The organism is Streptomyces sp. NBC_00829 (assembly GCF_045161795.1).
Taxonomy (GTDB): domain Bacteria; phylum Actinomycetota; class Actinomycetes; order Streptomycetales; family Streptomycetaceae; genus Streptomyces.
On record NZ_CP108867.1, the window covers coordinates 3704851 to 3722114 of the forward strand.

General features: G+C 68.8%; 13 protein-coding genes. 8 read left to right on the forward strand and 5 right to left on the reverse strand.

Annotation, left to right across the window (positions count from 1 at the left end; genetic code table 11):
- Nucleotides 1-3: 3 nt before the first annotated feature.
- Both OG293_RS16015 and ssd read right to left on the reverse strand, forming a co-directional pair.
- The gene (locus OG293_RS16015; protein WP_405999467.1) at nt 4-1152 is read right to left on the reverse strand and encodes a TadA family conjugal transfer-associated ATPase; all 1149 of its coding nucleotides are present in this window, start codon (nt 1150-1152) and stop codon (nt 4-6) included.
- Entirely contained in the window at nt 1149-2249 is a 1101-nt protein-coding gene (ssd, locus tag OG293_RS16020; RefSeq protein ID WP_405999468.1) for a septum site-determining protein Ssd, read from the reverse strand. The genes OG293_RS16015 and ssd overlap by 4 nt, the downstream gene beginning before the upstream one ends.
- A 480-nt stretch (nt 2250-2729) precedes the next feature.
- On the opposite strand from ssd, the gene OG293_RS16025 reads away from it, so the two are divergent.
- Complete coding sequence (locus OG293_RS16025) at nt 2730-3590, forward strand: HAD family hydrolase (protein ID WP_405999469.1); 861 nt, start codon at nt 2730-2732, stop codon at nt 3588-3590.
- A 346-nt stretch (nt 3591-3936) separates the two neighbouring features.
- Here the strand turns inward: OG293_RS16025 and OG293_RS16030 are convergent, their stop codons facing one another.
- Nucleotides 3937-4767 (reverse strand): oxidoreductase, encoded by an 831-nt coding sequence (locus OG293_RS16030; protein ID WP_405999470.1) that lies wholly within the window; start codon nt 4765-4767, stop codon nt 3937-3939.
- Between the two features lie 102 nt (nt 4768-4869).
- On the opposite strand from OG293_RS16030, the gene OG293_RS16035 reads away from it, so the two are divergent.
- On the forward strand, nt 4870-5856 hold the full coding sequence (locus tag OG293_RS16035) for an ATP-binding protein (RefSeq protein WP_405999471.1): 987 nt from the start codon (nt 4870-4872) through the stop codon (nt 5854-5856).
- A gap of 105 nt (nt 5857-5961) precedes the next feature.
- Here the strand turns inward: OG293_RS16035 and OG293_RS16040 are convergent, their stop codons facing one another.
- The gene (locus OG293_RS16040; RefSeq protein ID WP_405999472.1) at nt 5962-7248 is read right to left on the reverse strand and encodes a hypothetical protein; all 1287 of its coding nucleotides are present in this window, start codon (nt 7246-7248) and stop codon (nt 5962-5964) included.
- A 287-nt stretch (nt 7249-7535) separates the two neighbouring features.
- On the opposite strand from OG293_RS16040, the gene OG293_RS16045 reads away from it, so the two are divergent.
- The 6 genes from OG293_RS16045 (at nt 7536) to OG293_RS16070 (ending at nt 15937) form a co-directional block, all read left to right on the forward strand.
- The gene (locus OG293_RS16045; RefSeq protein WP_405999473.1) at nt 7536-10019 is read left to right on the forward strand and encodes a SulP family inorganic anion transporter; all 2484 of its coding nucleotides are present in this window, start codon (nt 7536-7538) and stop codon (nt 10017-10019) included.
- Between the two features lie 202 nt (nt 10020-10221).
- On the forward strand, nt 10222-12177 hold the full coding sequence (gene acs / locus OG293_RS16050) for an acetate--CoA ligase (RefSeq protein ID WP_405999474.1): 1956 nt from the start codon (nt 10222-10224) through the stop codon (nt 12175-12177).
- Nucleotides 12178-12446: 269 nt separating this feature from the next.
- On the forward strand, nt 12447-13844 hold the full coding sequence (gene nhaA / locus OG293_RS16055) for a Na+/H+ antiporter NhaA (protein WP_405999475.1): 1398 nt from the start codon (nt 12447-12449) through the stop codon (nt 13842-13844).
- A gap of 270 nt (nt 13845-14114) precedes the next feature.
- Nucleotides 14115-14564, forward strand: coding sequence for a phage holin family protein (locus tag OG293_RS16060; protein ID WP_405999476.1), 450 nt, complete (start codon nt 14115-14117; stop codon nt 14562-14564).
- A 116-nt stretch (nt 14565-14680) separates the two neighbouring features.
- Nucleotides 14681-15610, forward strand: a complete 930-nt coding sequence (locus OG293_RS16065) for an alpha/beta fold hydrolase (protein WP_405999477.1) — start codon at nt 14681-14683, stop codon at nt 15608-15610.
- A gap of 138 nt (nt 15611-15748) precedes the next feature.
- Entirely contained in the window at nt 15749-15937 is a 189-nt protein-coding gene (locus OG293_RS16070; RefSeq protein ID WP_405999478.1) for a hypothetical protein, read from the forward strand.
- Between the two features lie 108 nt (nt 15938-16045).
- Here the strand turns inward: OG293_RS16070 and OG293_RS16075 are convergent, their stop codons facing one another.
- Nucleotides 16046-17245, reverse strand: a complete 1200-nt coding sequence (locus OG293_RS16075) for a MarP family serine protease (protein WP_406003611.1) — start codon at nt 17243-17245, stop codon at nt 16046-16048.
- Nucleotides 17246-17264: the final 19 nt, after the last annotated feature.

The following is a 17264-nucleotide window of genomic DNA, read 5'->3' on the forward strand; positions in this document are numbered from 1 at the left end:
ACGTCACAGTGCACCTCCGATCAGTACCCGGAGCCGCTCCCAGCCCCGATCGCGCTCGAACTCATCCGTGCCCCACCGCAGAGCGGGAACGGTCACCACCAGCCCCGACCGATCCCGCTCCAGGACGTGGACCTCGGCGATCCGCCGCAGCCCTTCCCGGTCCCGTACGAGGTGGATCACCACCGAGAGGGCGGCTGCCAACTGGCTGTGCAACGCCGCCCGGTCGAGCCCTGCCGCCGTCCCGAGAGCTTCCAGCCGGGCCGGCACATCGGAAGCCGCGTTGGCATGGACAGTCCCGCAGCCGCCCTCGTGACCGGTGTTGAGTGCTGCCAGCAGTTCGGTGACCTCGGCCCCACGCACCTCCCCGACGACCAGCCGGTCGGGCCGCATCCGCAGCGCCTGGCGCACCAGATCCCGCAGGGTCACCTGGCCGGCACCCTCCTGGTTCGCCGACCGTGACTCCAGCCGCACCACATGCGGATGCTCGGGTCTGAGCTCCGCCGAGTCCTCGGCCAGCACGATCCGCTCGCGCTCCCCCACAAGCCCCAGCAAGCTCGACAACAAAGTCGTCTTGCCCGATCCCGTGCCGCCGCTGATGAGGAAGGACAGCCGGGCGTGGATCAGGGCCCGCAGGACACGGTCCCCGCTCGGCGGCACCGTCCCCGCGGTGACGAGCTCCCCCACGGAGAACGCCCGAGGACGCACCACCCGCAGCGACAGACATGTCGAACCGACCGCAACCGGCGGGATCACGGCATGCATCCGGGTCCCGTCCGGCAACCGGGCGTCCACCCAGGGCCGGGCATCGTCCAGTCGTCGCTCGGCCACCGCTGCGAGCCGCTGAGCCAGTCTGCGGACGGAGGCCGCGTCCTCGAAGGTCACGGCGGTGAGCTCCAGTCCGCGGCCTCGGTCCACCCACACCCGGTCCGGCGCGGACACCAGCACGTCGGTCACCGAGGGATCGGCCAGCAACGGCTGCAGCGGTCCCGTCCCCACCAGCTCGCACCGCAACTTCTCGGTTCCGCCGAGCACTTCGGTATCTCCCAGAAGGCGCCCCTGGGCCCGCAGCGCGGCCGCGACCCTGGCCGGCGTGGGCTCGGCGCCGCTCTCGGCGAGCCTCTGGCGCACGGCGTCCAGCAGTACCGTGCTCATGAGACCCCGCCTCCGGTCAGCGCCCGCTCCCAGAAGGCCGCGCAGAATCTGGCCAGTGGGCCGCGACCGCCACCCGGCGGAGCACCGGCGTCCTGTGCGGCCAGCAGGCCTGTCTCCACCGGCAGTTCACCCGCCAGAGGAAGCCCCAGGGCGTCGGCAACCCACTGCTCGTCCAGGCCCGCGGCGAATGGACCGCGCGCCACGACGCGCAGATCCTGGAGCACCATGCCGACCGTCGACGCGACCCTGTTCGCCGCGGCGACCGCCCGCAGCTCGCCCGGCACCACCAGCAGGCCGAGATCCAGTTGAGCGAGCGCCTCCGCCACGCCCTCGTCGACCCGGCGCGGCAGATCGACCACGACCACCCCACCGCGCCTTCGAGCCGCCGCCAGCACCGAGCGCATCGCCTCCGGCGGAATCACCACCGAGTCGCCGCGGTCCCAGCTGAGCACCCTCAAGGCATGGAGCTCGGGCAACGACTCCTCAAGCGCGCCACCGGCGACCCTCCCCTTGGAGGCGGCGAAATCCGGCCATCGCCTGCCCTCCGACTGCTCCCCGCCGAGCAGCACGTCGATCCCGCCGCCGAGCGGGTCACCGTCCACGAGCATGGTGCGCTGTCCGTCCCTTGCCGCGGTCACCGCCAGCGCACAGGCCAGCGTCGATGCGCCAGAACCGCCGCGTCCGCCGATCACTCCGACGGTCAGCGCCTGCCGCCCGACCCCTTCGACGACATCGGCGATCCGGTCGACGAGCCAGCCTTCCGCATCGGGCAGCCGCAGCACGCAGTCGGCTCCGATCTCCACCGCCCTGCGCCAGACGTCCGGGTCGTCCTGGTCTCGTCCGACGAGCAGGACACCCCGGCGACGGGTGGCTCCGCGGCAGCGTGCAGCCGCGTCGTCTCCGACGAGAACGAGCGGCGCGCCCTCCCAGCTCGCTCTCCTCTCGGGCACGGAATGGTGAACGTCCGGCTCCGCTCCCGCAGCGGCGCACAGCCGCAGCAGATCGTCGAGCAGTTCCATATCTTCCGTGACGATCAGCGGCCCGTCCCCGCGCCCTTCGACGACCGGCGGCGGCTTCAATGTGATGGATCCAGCCACGATCTCCACCCCCTACTTACTTCGATCTCGCTCGCGTCGAGATCAGCGATTCCTTCGGTCCGTGAACTACACGGCTGGAATCACCGTGCAGCGCACGGGGAAATCGCGTGGATCTTGCTGAAAAGCTGTGGACAACTAGCCGCTTGTGAATATCCCGGTAGCCCATACCAGTGACTCCCGCGAGCACCCCTTCCGCTACGCACAGTGACGTTGCAGAGTGAGGGGAAGCCATCGCCGCCACAGCTCACACACGGGGAGAACGATCACCATGGATCACGGAGAGGGGACGAAAAGGCGTCCGGACATGCGACGACCCCCGCCGGGGGGGAGAGCGGGGGTCGTCTCTCCGGCCGACTCGGGGGGGGGGAGGAGCCGGACCGGGTTAGCACGGTCGCGAACGATCCGTGACTTCCATGGTGTACCCGAGAGCCTTCTCAGGCAAACCCACACGCCCGAGCGTACGCCGAATGGCGGGCACCTATGCTCAGGGTCGTGGAAAACCACTCCTTGCCGCGCACAGCCGCCTTCTTTGACCTGGACAAGACGGTCATTGCGAAGTCTTCGACGCTGACCTTCAGCAAGTCCTTCTACCAAGGCGGGCTGATCAACCGCCGCGCCGTGCTGCGTACCGCCTATACCCAGTTCGTTTTTCTCGCCGGCGGAGCCGATCACGACCAGATGGAGCGGATGCGCGAGTACCTCTCGGCACTCTGCAAGGGCTGGAACGTCCAGCAGGTCAAAGAGATCGTCGCCGAGACCCTCCACGACCTGATCGACCCGATCATCTACGACGAGGCCGCATCCCTCATCGAGGAACACCACTCCGCCGGCCGGGACGTCGTCATCGTCTCCACCTCCGGCGCCGAGGTGGTCGAGCCGATCGGTGAGCTCCTCGGCGCCGACCGGGTGGTCGCCACCCGCATGGTGGTCGGCGACGACGGCTGCTTCACAGGGGAGGTGGAGTACTACGCCTACGGCCCGACGAAGGAGGAAGCCATCAGAGAGCTGGCCGCCGCCGAGGGGTACGACCTCTCGCGCTGCTACGCCTACAGCGACTCCGCCACGGACGTCCCGATGCTCTCGGCCGTCGGTCAGCCGTTCGCCGTGAACCCGGACCGCGCGTTGCGTCGTGAGGCGACAGCGCGCGGCTGGCCGATTCTTGTCTTCAACCGGCCGGTGCGGCTCAAGCAGCGACTGCCGGCCTTCTCGATGCCGACCCGCCCGGCATTGGTCGCGGCGGCCGCCGTGGGCGCAGCTGCCGCGACGGCGGGGTTGGTCTGGTACGCCAGTCGGCGCCGCAGCGCCGCAGCTCAGATTGGCACAGCAGCGACAATAGGGTAATTCGCTCCTATTTGAACCTAAAAGTAAAGAACTACAGCCAGGGGTTCCGCTTCACGGCCCGCAGGAGTACAAAGGAGTCAACGGCCCGCGAGACCAAGGACATCCGAGAGGATCACCTTTAACGCATTAAGGCCCACGGACCGAAGCATGAAAACTGAGTACCCACGCGACGTCGACCCGTCGATTACGGGCCAGCCGCACCAGGTGACGGGCAGAAGTTCCCGACCTGATGGGCAATATATCGAGGACGCATGGTAACTCGGTGGACATGCCAGCGGCGGTACCAATTCCGGTACCGCCGCAACCCTGTTCAGAGCAATTTCCGGGCGAGGAATCGGGCCTGGTTTCAGGCTGCGCCGCGCTGAAGCGCCTCACACACAGCGGTGGACTCCCTGACCCCCAGCTCCACTGCGCGCCCGCAGTGCGCGATCCACGCGGCCATCCCGTCAGGCGTCCCGGACAGATACCCGTCGAAGGTCGCGACGTACGCCGCCCGGCCCTGCTCCGAGTGCCCGACCTCCGCAGGGCAGATGGACTTCGGGTCTAGGCCGCTGCCGATCAGCACAATGCGCTCGGCCGCCCGCGCGACGAGACCGTTGTACGAGCCGAACGGACGCAGCGCCAACAGCTCGCCGTGCACCACGGCCGCCGTCACCAAGGCCGGGGCCGAGCTGCCCGCGATGATCAGTCCGGCGAGCCCGTCCAGCCTGCCGGCCACCTCGTGCGCGTCCGGAAGCGGCGCCTCGACCAGAGGCTCATCGACGCCTTCGCCCGCGAGCCGGGGCCTGCCCACCGAATCGTCGTCGCCGGCACCGCTCGCCGCGACCAGATGCAGTCGCGCCAGCACACGCAGCGGCGACTGCCGCCAGATGGAAAGGAGTTGCCCCGCCTCGGCGGTCAGCCGCAGGGCCGCGCCGACTGTGCGCGCCTCGGGCTCATTGCCGAAGTCCGTACGGCGGCGGACCTCCTCCAGCGCCCAGTCCGCCCCGGACAACGCGGCGGAGCCACGCGCTCCGCGCAACGCGGCCTCCGAGGTGACCTCGGTGCTGCGACGACGCATGACGCGGTGGCCATAGACACGGTCGACGGCCTTGCGTACGGAGTCCACGGAGTCGGTGACGCCCGGCAGGGCGCCAAGCGCGGCGAGGGGATCGACCGACGAGGCATTCGTACTCATAGGTAGCGAGGCTACGCGCCCCACGCGCGCGCCCCACCTTGGAGTGGTCTTCTTCACGCAGCTTGACCACACCATGCGTTCGATCCACTACTCTAGGTGAACATGAAGATCGCTTTCGTAGGGAAGGGCGGCAGCGGGAAGACGACGCTGTCCTCGCTTTTCATCCGCCACCTGGCCGCCAATGAAGCCGCCGTCGTCGCGGTGGACGCCGACATCAATCAGCACCTCGGTGCCGCGCTCGGTCTCGACGAGGCGGAGGCCGCTGCGCTGCCCGCGATGGGCGCGCATCTGACGCTGATCAAGAACTATCTGCGGGGATCGAACCGCCGGATCGTCTCCGCCGAGACAATGATCAAGACCACACCCCCGGGCGAGGGCTCGCGGCTGCTGCGCGTCCATGAAGACAACCCGGTCTATGACGCCTGCGCCCGCACGGTGCGACTCGACGACGGCGACATCCGACTGATGGCCACAGGCCCGTTCACCGAGTCGGATCTCGGGGTGTCCTGCTACCACTCCAAGGTCGGGGCGGTCGAGCTCTGCCTCAACCACCTGGTCGACGGCCCCGACGAGTATGTGGTCGTCGACATGACGGCGGGGTCGGACTCCTTTGCCTCCGGGATGTTCACCCGCTTCGACATGACGTTTCTGGTTGCCGAGCCGACGCGCAAGGGCGTCTCGGTGTATCGCCAGTACAAGGAGTACGCACGGGACTTCGGCATCGCACTGAAGGTGGTCGGCAACAAGGTGCAGGGGCAGGACGACATCGACTTCCTGCACGAGGAGGTCGGCGACGACCTGCTGGTGACCCTTGGGCACTCCGACTGGGTCCGGGCCATGGAGAAGGGGCGGCCGCCGCGCTTCGAGCAGTTGGAGGCCAAGAACCGCATGTCGCTCCAGGCCCTCCAGAACGCGGCGGAGGATTCGCACGGACTCCGTGACTGGGAGCGCTACACGCGGCAGATGGTGCATTTCCACCTCAAGAACGCCGAGAGCTGGGGGAACGCGAAGACAGGCGCCGACCTGGCGGCTCAGGTCGACCCCGACTTCGTAATGGGAGAGCATGCCGCGGTTCCCCAGCCCAGCTGAAGCCGCTCCGTGGGCGCGGTTGCCCGGTGGCGAAAGCCGAACCGGGGCGCGGCTTCCCCGGCTGAGGAAGCCGCGCCCCGGTCGGCGGGCGTAGATCGGACGACGTCAGTGCCTTTCGGCTTTGTTGCCGCCAGGTGCGGCGGCCACGGCGGGCGAAGTCGGCGCGACCGCCGGCCGGGCGGCGAGGAAGGCCGCCCAGCCGTCCTTCGGCGCCTGACCGACCCGTAGCGTACGCATCTTCTCCAGGACCTGCGGGTCCTGCGCGTCCAGCCAGTCGGCGAGCTGCCGGAAGGACACGCACTTCACGTCCCGCTTCACACAGACCGTCGCGATCGTCTGCTCGACGGCCCGCATGTACGTGCCGCCATTCCATGACTCGAAGTGGTTGCCGATGATCAGGGGCGCCCGATTGCCCTGGTAGGCACGGTCGAAGGCCATCAGCAGGCCGTCGCGCATCTGGTTGCCCCAGTACCTGTGCTCGGACGGGTCGCCCTTGACCGTCCCGGACTGGTTGACCATGAAGTTGTAGTCCATGGACAGCGTTTCGAAGGCGCGGCCCGGCACCGGCACCAACTGCATCGAGAGGTCCCACAGACCCAGATCCCGCTTGGGCCAGACCTGGTCGTTGACCCCGCTGGTGTCGTAGCGGAACCCCAACTCGCTTGCGGCGCGGACGAAGTTCGGGCGTCCCTCCAGGCACGGGGTGCGCGCGCCGATGAGCTCCTTGTCGTAGTCGAAGGGCAGCGGCGGCACATCCTTCAGGCCCGTGTTCGTCCTCCAGTTCTTCACAAAGGACTTGGCCTGGCTGATCTCACTCTTCCACTCGGCCACGGACCACGTGCCGACGCCGCCGTCGGGTCCGCAGAAGTGCCCGTTGAAGTGGGTGCCGACCTCGTTGCCCTCTTGCCAGGCGCCGCGCAGCTCACGCACGGTGTCCCTGATTCCCTGGGTGTCGTTGAAGCCGATGTCGGAGCGGCCTGCCGTGTGTTGGGGCGGGAGGTAGAGGTTCGCCTTCGCCTCGGGGAGCAGATACACGCCGCTGAGGAAGTACGTCATCGTCGCGTTGTACTTCTTGCCCACCCTGCGGAAGTGGGAGAAGAGTTTCTGGCTGTCCTCGCCGGCGCCGTCCCACGAGAACACCACGAACTGCGGCGGCTGTTGGCCCGGCTTCAGACGCTCCGGTTTGAGCAGCCCCGGCTGGACGCCGGTGAACGCGGTCGAGCCGTCGCCGATGAGACGTACCGCGCTCTTGGGAGCCGTGACGCCCTTCTTCGCTCCGGGGGCACCCTTCTTGAGATCCGCCGAGTCGTACGAACCGGAACAGCCGGCGAGTCCTGCGATCAGCGCCGTGGCGACTGCGCCGACGGCGACCCTCCTCGTGGCGGCCTTCATCCGCCCACCCTCTTTCGTATGACTTGAATGCTTGTATGACGAAATGCCTACAGCGCCGTCAAATTCGCATCGCAGTCACGAGAGGGAAGGTGCGACGAGCCGCACTTAAAGGATTAATCACTTGAATGGGTGAACATCTGCCCCATTTGCCCCGAAAATCATGCCGCAGTCTTTACTCTGCATTACGATCCATTTACCGAGAGTTGAGTATCCCGCCGCTGCACGCCGTGACCCACGGCCGCGTCCCCACATTCCGCGACCGCGCTGCCCCGGAGGAGACGGGAACCATGTCTGCCTGCGTCCCCACCCGCACCGAAGACCCCTCCCGCAAGACGAGCAGAACGAGCAAGACCACCAAGCCACGCAAGACCCAGATGTTCCGGAAATCCCGGACGTCCCCGAGAACCGGCCACTCCCAGCAGCCCCAGAGGCAGGACCCGGTCGGTGCGCCAGCCGGGGTGCCTCCGGCCGACGCGCTTGTGACCTCGCGTTTCCAGCGCCCCCACAGTCCGCCACCGTCCACCGAGCACGAACCCCGTCGCTTCCGCATCGCGGGCGCCGATCTGTCCGCCTCGCTCTCCGTCTTCCTGATCGCGCTGCCGCTCTCCCTCGGCATCGCACTGGCCACCGGTGCTCCACTCCAGGCCGGTCTGGTGGCCGCCGCCGTCGGCGGCATCGTCGCCGGTCGGCTCGGCGGGTCACCGCTGCAGGTCAGCGGCCCCGCAGCCGGGCTTACCGTCGTCACCGCCGACCTCATCCAGCAGTACGGGTGGCGAGCCACCTGCGCTGTCACCGTCCTCGCCGGGCTCGCCCAACTCGGACTGGCCGCGCTGCGGGTGGCCCGCTCGGCTCTCGCCGTCAGCCCGGCCGTCGTGCACGGCATGATCGCCGGTATCGGCGTCACGATCGCGCTGGCCCAACTCCATATCGTCCTCGGCGGCACCCCCCAGAGTTCCGCCGCGGACAACGTCCTGTCCCTGCCCGCCCAGTTGGCCGGTCTCCATCCGGCCGCGGCCTCCGCCAGCGCCCTGACCATCGCCGTACTCCTGCTGTGGCCGCGCATCCCCGGGCGCGCGGGCCGGATGGTACGGAGGGTGCCGGCAGCCCTGGCCGCAGTAGCAGGGACGACCGCGCTGGCCTCGTTCGCCGGGCTGAGCCTGCCCCGCGTCGATCTGCCCTCCTGGCGCAGCCACGCCCTGCCCGGACTGCCGGAGGGTCCGGTACTCGGCATCCTCGCCGCCGTTCTCACCGTCACGCTCGTCGCCAGCGTGCAGTCACTGCTTTCGGCGGTCGCCGTGGACAAGCTGGCGGCCGCTCGTACGGAGAGGCCACTGGTCCATCGCTCCCGACTCGACCGCGAGCTGGCCGGGCAGGGCGCGGCGAATGTCGTCTCGGGCGCGCTCGGCGGGCTGCCGGTCGCCGGGGTCGCCGTGCGGAGCGCGGCCAATGTCTCGGCGGGCGGGGTGAGCCGTCACTCCACGATGCTGCACGGCCTGTGGATCGTGCTGGCCGCACTGCTTCTGGTGCCGCTGCTCGATCTGATCCCGCTCGGCGCACTCGCCGCGCTGGTGATGGTGGTCGGCGTGCAGATGGTCAGCCTCACGCATCTGCGCAGCGTGCGGCGGAACAGAGAAATGCTGGTGTACGCGGTGACGCTCGCTTCGGTCGTGCTCACCGGCGTGCTGGAAGGCGTGGTCATCGGCGTTGCGGTGGCGGTCGTCGTCGCCCTGCACCGGCTGACCCGGACCCGGATCACCACGGAGGAGCGGGAGGGGGTCCACCGGGTGCGGGTGCGCGGCCAGTTGACCTTCCTCGCCGTACCGCGGCTGAGCCGGACGCTGGGGCAGATGCCCCAAGGTGCTGACTGTGTCATCGAACTGGACGGATCGTTCATGGATCACGCTGCCTTTGAAGCGCTGCACGGCTGGCAGAACTCACATCTCGCCCAGGGCGGGAGCGTGGAGTTCACGGGACGCGCCGGGGGACGCGTCAACGAGCCCGCGTCGGAGACGCACGGCTGCTGCCGTCCCTGGACGCCGTGGCGCAACCATCACTGCGACGAGCGCCCCCGCCGGATGCACAAGCATCAACTGGCCAGCGGGCTCAGCTCGTTCCAGCGCAATACCGCCCCGCTCGTGCGGGACGAGCTGGCGCGGCTGGCGCGCGAGGGGCAGCGGCCCTCGCAGCTCTTCCTCACCTGCGCCGATTCCCGCCTCGTGACGAGCATGATCACGGCAAGCGGACCGGGCGATCTCTTCACCGTGAGGAACGTGGGGAATCTGGTGCCGCTGCCCGGCGCGGAGAGCAGTGATGATTCGGTGGCCGCCGCGATCGAGTACGCCGTCGATGTGCTCGAGGTCGACTCCATCACCGTCTGCGGCCACTCCGGCTGCGGGGCCATGCAGGCCCTGCTCAACGGCCCCGCCGGAGACTTCGGGACTCCGCTACGGCGCTGGCTGCGGCACGGGCGGCCGAGCCTGGAGCGGATGAGGAACCGGCACCGCGCATGGGCAAGGATCTCGGGGCGGCTGCCTGCCGATGCCGTGGAGCAGTTGTGTCTGACCAATGTGGTCCAGCAGTTGGAGCATCTGCGCGCCCATGAGTCGGTGGCGCGAAGGCTCGCCGAGGGCACGTTGGAGCTGCACGGCATGTACTTCCATGTCGGCGAGGCCCAGGCGTATCTCCTGGCGAACAGCGACGAGCACGAGATCGACGAGGTCTTCGACCGGGTGTCACCCACCCTTTCGGGTCTGGAGAAGTCGCGGGCCTGAACCAGCCACGCGCCCCGTCCGTGAGAACGGGTGGCCCCTCTTCCCCACCGCCCGGGGACGAGGGGCCACCCATGCGACACTTGTCGCCCAGGCCATAGGTCTAAACCAATTTCCGGCTGACTCTTGTCACCCGGTCCTCTGGCTGATGAGCTATGGCCTGGGACACATAGGCACATAGGACGCCCTGGGAAAGGGAGATGTCGTGAGTAACGAGAGCCTGGCCAACCTGCTCAAGGAGGAGCGGCGGTTTGTTCCGCCGGCGGAGCTGGCCGCGAGCGCCAATGTGACGGCGGAGGCGTATGAGCAGGCTGAGGCGGACCGGCTTGGCTTCTGGGCGGAGCAGGCGCGGCGGCTGAGCTGGGTGAGTGAGCCGGTGGAGACTCTTGACTGGAGTAATCCGCCGTTCGCGAAGTGGTTCGCCGACGGCACTTTGAATGTCGCGTACAACTGTGTGGACCGTCATGTGGAGGCGGGTCACGGTGACCGGGTGGCGATCCATTTCGAGGGTGAGCCGGGCGACAGCCGCTCGCTGACCTACGCGCAGCTGAAGGACGAGGTGTGCCGGGCGGCGAACGCGCTGACCGAGCTCGGTATCGGTGCGGGTGACCGGGTGGCGGTGTATCTGCCGATGATTCCCGAGGCGGCCGTCGCGATGCTGGCGTGTGCCCGGATCGGTGCCGCGCACTCGGTGGTGTTCGGCGGGTTCTCCGCGGACGCGGTCGCCTCCCGTATCCAGGACGCCGACGCCAGGCTGGTCATCACCGCCGACGGCGGCTACCGCCGCGGCAAGCCGTCCGCCCTCAAGCCCGCCATCGACGAAGCCGTCACCAAATGCCCCCAGGTCGAACACGTCCTGGTCGTCCGCCGCACCGGCCAGGACGTCACCTGGGACGACGGCCGGGACGTGTGGTGGCACGACATCGTCGCCGGCCAGTCCGCCGAGCACACCCCGCAGGCGTTCGGGGCCGAGCACCCGCTGTTCATCCTCTACACCTCCGGCACCACCGGAAAGCCGAAGGGCATCCTGCACACCTCCGGCGGCTACCTCACCCAGGCGGCCTACACCCACCACGCCGTCTTCGACCTCAAACCCGACACCGACGTCTACTGGTGCACCGCCGACATCGGCTGGGTCACCGGACACTCCTACATCGTCTACGGCCCCCTCGCCAACGGCGCCACCCAGGTCATGTACGAGGGCACCCCCGACACCCCCCACCAGGGCCGGTTCTGGGAAATCATCCAGAAGTACGCCGTCACCATCCTCTACACCGCACCCACCGCGATCCGCACCTTCATGAAGTGGGGCGACGACATCCCCGCCGCGTTCGACCTGACCAGCCTGCGCATCCTCGGCTCGGTCGGCGAACCCATCAACCCCGAAGCCTGGATCTGGTACCGCGAACACATCGGCGCCGGCAAGACCCCCATCGTCGACACCTGGTGGCAGACCGAGACCGGCGCCATGATGATCTCCCCCCTCCCCGGCGTCACCGCCACCAAACCCGGCTCCGCCCAACGCGCCCTGCCCGGCATCTGCGCCACCGTCGTCGACGACGAAGCACACGAAGTCCCCGACGGCGGCGGCGGCTACCTCGTCCTCACCCAGCCCTGGCCCTCCATGCTCCGCACCATCTGGGGCGACGACCAGCGCTACATCGACACCTACTGGTCCCGCTTCAAAGGCAAGTACTTCGCCGGCGACGGCGCCAAGAAGGACGACGACGGCGACATCTGGCTCCTCGGCCGCGTCGACGACGTCATGCTCGTCTCCGGCCACAACATCTCCACCACCGAAGTCGAATCCGCCCTCGTCTCCCACCCGTCCGTGGCCGAAGCCGCCGTCGTCGGCGCCACCGACCCCACCACCGGCCAGGCCATCGTCGCCTTCGTCATCCTCCGCGGCTCCGCCAGCGTCGATGAGGGCCTCGTCAACGAGCTCCGCAGCCACGTCGGCTCCGTCCTCGGACCGATCGCCAAGCCCCAGCGGATCCTCCCCGTCGCCGAGCTCCCCAAGACCCGCTCCGGCAAGATCATGCGACGCCTCCTCCGCGATGTCGCCGAAAACCGCCAGCTCGGCGACGTCACCACCCTCACCGACTCCTCCGTCATGGACCTCATCCAGACCCAGCTCCCCACCGCGGCAAGCGAGGACTGAGCCCGGAAAGGCTGCGGAAACCAGCACGTAGCGGCCGTACAGCAGCATCCGCACGGCATCCGAAGGGGCACTGACGCGTCTTCGAAGGGGCACCCGGCAACAGCGAGCCGGGTGCCCCTTATGCACCTAAAGTGAAGCTCACCGGATGCACCCTTGCGCGCTTGGGTAAGCTCATGACCGCGTCAGTGACGCGACAAGAAACCTAGGTGCGCCGGGAAGTCTGGTCGGCATGTGCTCAGTCCTGCCTACCCGACCGGAGGTCCCCCGACGTGGCCGCGCCCAGCCCCACCCCCCGTAAGTTCCTCGGACGTCTTTCCCTGCCCGAGCGAACATTCGTGGTGGAGGCGCTGCGCGCCGAGACCGTCGGCGGCGTCCTTCTTCTCGCCGCCACCGTCACCGCCCTCCTCTGGGCGAACACCCCTCTGGGCAGCAGCTACGAGGCAGTGAGCGACTTCCACATAGGCCCCTCCGCCCTCGGTCTGGACCTCTCGATCCAGCACTGGGCCGCCGACGGACTGCTCGCCATCTTCTTCTTCGTCGCCGGTATCGAGCTCAAGCGTGAGCTGGTGGCCGGTGAACTGCGCGACCCGAAGGCCGCCGCGCTGCCGGTGATCGCCGCGATCTGCGGCATGGCCGTGCCGGCGCTCATCTATCTCGCTGTCGTGATCGTCGGCGGCGGTTCCACGGCCGGCTGGGCCGTTCCGACAGCCACCGACATCGCCTTCGCGCTCGCCGTCCTTGCGGTCATCGGCACCGCCCTGCCCTCGGCACTGCGCGCGTTCCTGCTCACGCTCGCCGTCGTCGACGACCTGTTCGCGATTCTGATCATCGCGGTCTTCTTCACCAGCGACCTGAACTTCGCGGCCCTGGGCGGCTCCGTCGTCGGGCTCGGCGTCTTCTGGCTGCTGCTGCACAAGGGCGTACGCGGCTGGTACGTGTATGTGCCGCTGGCGCTGGTGATCTGGGGACTGATGTACAACAGCGGCATCCACGCCACGATCGCCGGTGTCGCCATGGGCCTGATGCTGCGCTGCACCCGCCGCGAGGGCGAGGAGCAGTCCCCGGGAGAGCACATCGAACACCTGGTACGGCCCCTGTCGGCGGGACTCGCCGTACCGCTGTTCGCGCTGTTCTCGGCGGGTGTCACGGTCTCCGGCAATTCTCTCACCGACGTGTTCACCCGGCCCGAGACGCTCGGCGTCGTCCTCGGCCTCGTCGTCGGCAAGACGTTCGGCATCTTCGGCGGCACCTGGCTCGCGGCGCGTTTCACCCGCGCCGAGCTCAATGAGGACCTGACCTGGCCGGACGTCTTCGCCGTCGCCGCGCTCGCCGGAATCGGCTTCACCGTCTCGCTGCTCATCGGCGAACTCGCCTTCGCCGGCAACGCCGCACTGACCGACGAGGTCAAGGCCGCGGTCCTGATCGGCTCACTGATCGCCGCGGTCTTCGCGGGGTTTCTGCTCAAGCTGCGGGTACGGAAGTACCGGGCGATGTGCGAGGAGGAGGAGCGCGACGAGGACCAGGACGGCATCCCCGACATCTACGAGCAGGACAATCCGCAGTATCACCTGAGGATGGCGGCGATCTACGAGGAGAAGGCCGCGGAGCACCGCCGCCGGGCCGAACTGGCGGGGGCGTCGCGCGACGGCGGCGACCGTCCGGAGTGAACTGCCGCAACGGAGGGACTGCCGGGGCCCGGAGAGTGGCCCCCACCGCGAAACGACCTCCGTGAAGACAGCGCGGGTGTGGGAACGGACCGGATGCGCGGGTCCCGGCGGCGGGCAGGCACCCCCACTCCGTCCACTGCGTGGTCTGTGAAGCCTTGATACGCCGGCTCACGCCCCGCCAAGCCCCACGGAACCCCAGGCGCAGCAGAATGTTCGGCAGTCCGGCATGATCTGACATCGGATCCGTTGATGAGGAGAGGGAGTCCAGCGATGAGCGACCCCGGCAACAGCACGGCGAACGCCGTCGGCGCCGACCGCAGTCTCGGCCAGCTGGTCGCCTCGGCGACCGCCGAGATGTCCGCGCTCGTGCACGACGAGATCGCGCTGGCCAAGGCCGAGTTGCGGCAGGACGTCAAGCGCGGCGCGATTGGCGGAGCGGCCATCATCATCGCGGGAGTGTTCGCGCTCTTCTCGCTGCCGGTGCTGAGTTTCGCGGCGGCGTACGGCATCCACAATCTGGGGCTCGGCCTCGCTTGGTCGTTCCTGATCGTGGGCGTGGCGTTTCTGCTGCTCGCGGGGCTGCTGGCGCTGCTCGCCGTCGCCAAGTTCAAGAAGGTGAAGCCGCCGGAGAAGTCCATCGCTTCGGCCAAGCAGACGGCTGCCGTACTCCAGGGCGTCAAGCCGCACACCCGGCCGGCGGAAGTCAAGGTCACGGTCTGAGCGGCCGGCCGCCGGGCCGGTGAGCTCGGGCGGAGCCGGCACCGAGGGCGCCGCGGCGCCTTCCGCCGGGCGGGCGTGGCGACCGCGGGGTTCTCGGATGTGGCACGCTCGTCTGCATGACGGCCCCTGATACCGGTACTGGCAGCCCCGTACGCATCGACGGTCCCTGGACCCATCGCGACGTGGCCGCCAATGGTGCGCGCTTCCATATCGCCGAGGCCGGTGACGGGCCGCTCGTTCTGCTGCTCCATGGCTTTCCGCAGTTCTGGTGGACCTGGCGCCATCAGCTGACCGCGCTCGCGGACGCCGGGTTCCGGGCCGTCGCGATGGATCTGCGGGGCGTGGGCGGCAGCGACCGTACGCCGCGGGGTTACGATCCCGCGAATCTCGCGCTCGACATCACCGGCGTGGTGCGCTCGCTCGGCGAGCCGGACGCTGCGCTGGTCGGGCACGACCTGGGCGGCTACCTCGCCTGGACGGCCGCGGTGATGCGGCCGAAGCTGGTGCGCCGGCTCGCGGTCTCCTCGATGCCTCACCCTCGGCGGTGGCGTTCGGCCATGCTCTCCGATGTCTCGCAGAGCCGCGCCGGATCGTACATCTGGGGCTTCCAGCGGCCGTGGCTGCCGGAGCGTCAGCTCGTGGCCGACGACGCGGCCTTGGTGGGCAGGCTCATCGAGGACTGGTCAGGGCCGCAACCGCCCGAGGAGGGCGCCATCGGCGTCTACCGGCGGGCGATGAGCATCCCCTCGACGGCGCACTGCTCGATCGAGCCGTACCGGTGGATGGTCCGTTCGATGGCGCGGCCGGACGGAATCCAGTTCAACCGGCGGATGAAGCGACCGGTGCGGGTGCCGACGCTGCATCTGCACGGCTCGCTGGACCCGGCGATGCGGACACGCAGCGCGGCGGGGTCCGGCGAGTATGTGGAAGCGCCGTACCGCTGGCGGCTGTTCGACGGTCTCGGCCACTTCCCCCACGAGGAGGACCCGGTGGCCTTCTCGACGGAGCTCATCAACTGGCTGAAGGACCCGGAGCCCGACCGGTAGGTCCGGCTCCCCATCAGGCACGGCACCGCCCAGCACCCGGGAACGCTTGTACGACGAACAGCCAAATGCCTCCCGCATAGGCCAATTGGCCCTACGCGAGGCGGTTACCGACCTTGGGGCACGGGCACACGTCGGGGTATGGGCTGGACGTACGACTACGGTGACGCAGGAAGCAACCGCCGCTCGGCCAGTGGGCCGGTCACCCAGGAGAGGGGTGGCCCCCGCATCGAGGGCCATGAGCATCCGGGGCAGGGGATCGGCATCCCCCGCATCCTGAGGCGCCGCGCCCGCTGGGTCTCGGCGCGGCTGCGGCACACTCGCGGCTGACCTGAGGCTGCGGGGCCGACTCGCAGCCACGGCATACGCGCGGAACACCATACGCACACCCGGGGGATGCCCATGGGTACTCCACCGGGCCGAGCGCCTCCTGGCCTCCTACAGCGCGCACCCCTGGCTGTCGATCTGCTGGTTGGCGCTGAGCCCGCGCGAGATGTCGTCGCGGATCTCGTCGGCCGACAGTGCGTATCCGGTGTCCGGGTCGTCCAGCGACCGGGCGAAGATGACGCCGTAGACCCTGCCGTCGGGCGTAAGGAGCGGGCCGCCGGAGTTGCCCTGGCGCACCGTCGTGAAGAGCGAGTAGACATCGCGGCGCACGGTGCCCCGGTGGTAGATGTCGGGGCCGTTGGCGTTGATCCGGCCGCGGACACGGGCCGAGCGCACGTCGTACGAGCCGTTCTCCGGGAAGCCGGCGACGATCGCGCCGTTGCCGCTGTGCGCGTCGGAGTCGGCGAACCTGAGCGGCTTCGCCTTGAGGTCCGGCACGTCCAGGACGGCGATGTCGCGCTGCCAGTCGTAGAGCACGACCTTGGCGTCGTACAGCTTGCCCTCCCCGCCGATCTGCACGGTCGGCTCGTCGACGCCGCCGACGACATGGGCATTGGTCATCACGCGCCGGTCGGCGAACACGAATCCGGTGCCTTCGAGCACCTTGCTGCAGCTCTGGGCCGTGCCGACGACCTTGACGATGGACTGCTGGGCACGCGCGGCCACCGGGCTGCCGGCGAGCGCCGGGTCCGGGGCCTTGACCTCGGTGATCGGCTCGTTGGAGAACGGGCTGAAGACCTGCGGGAAGCCGTTCTGCGCAAGGACGGAGGAGAAGTCCGTGAACCAGGTGCCGGCCTGGCTCGGCATCACGCGGGAGACCCCGAGCAGCACCTTGGAGCTGCGGACCTCCTTGCCGAGCGTCGGCAGGGCGGTCCCGGCGAGTGCTGATCCGATCAGCCAGGCGACGAGCAGCATCGCGACGACGTTCACGAGGGCGCCACCGGTCGCGTCGAGCGCTCGGGCGGGCGACCAGGTGATGTAGCGGCGCAGTTTGTTGCCGAGGTGGGTGGTGAAGGCCTGTCCCACCGAGGCGCAGACGATCACGATGACGACGGCCACGACGGCGGCTGTCGTGGACACATCGGAATCGTTCGTCAGCTGGCCCCAGATCACGGGCAGCAGATACACGGCGACGAGACCGCCGCCGAGAAAACCGATCACCGACAGGATGCCGACGACGAAGCCCTGGCGGTAGCCGACGATCGCGAACCACACGGCGGCGACCAGCAACAGGATGTCCAGCACGTTCACCGTCATTTGCCTCGCATAT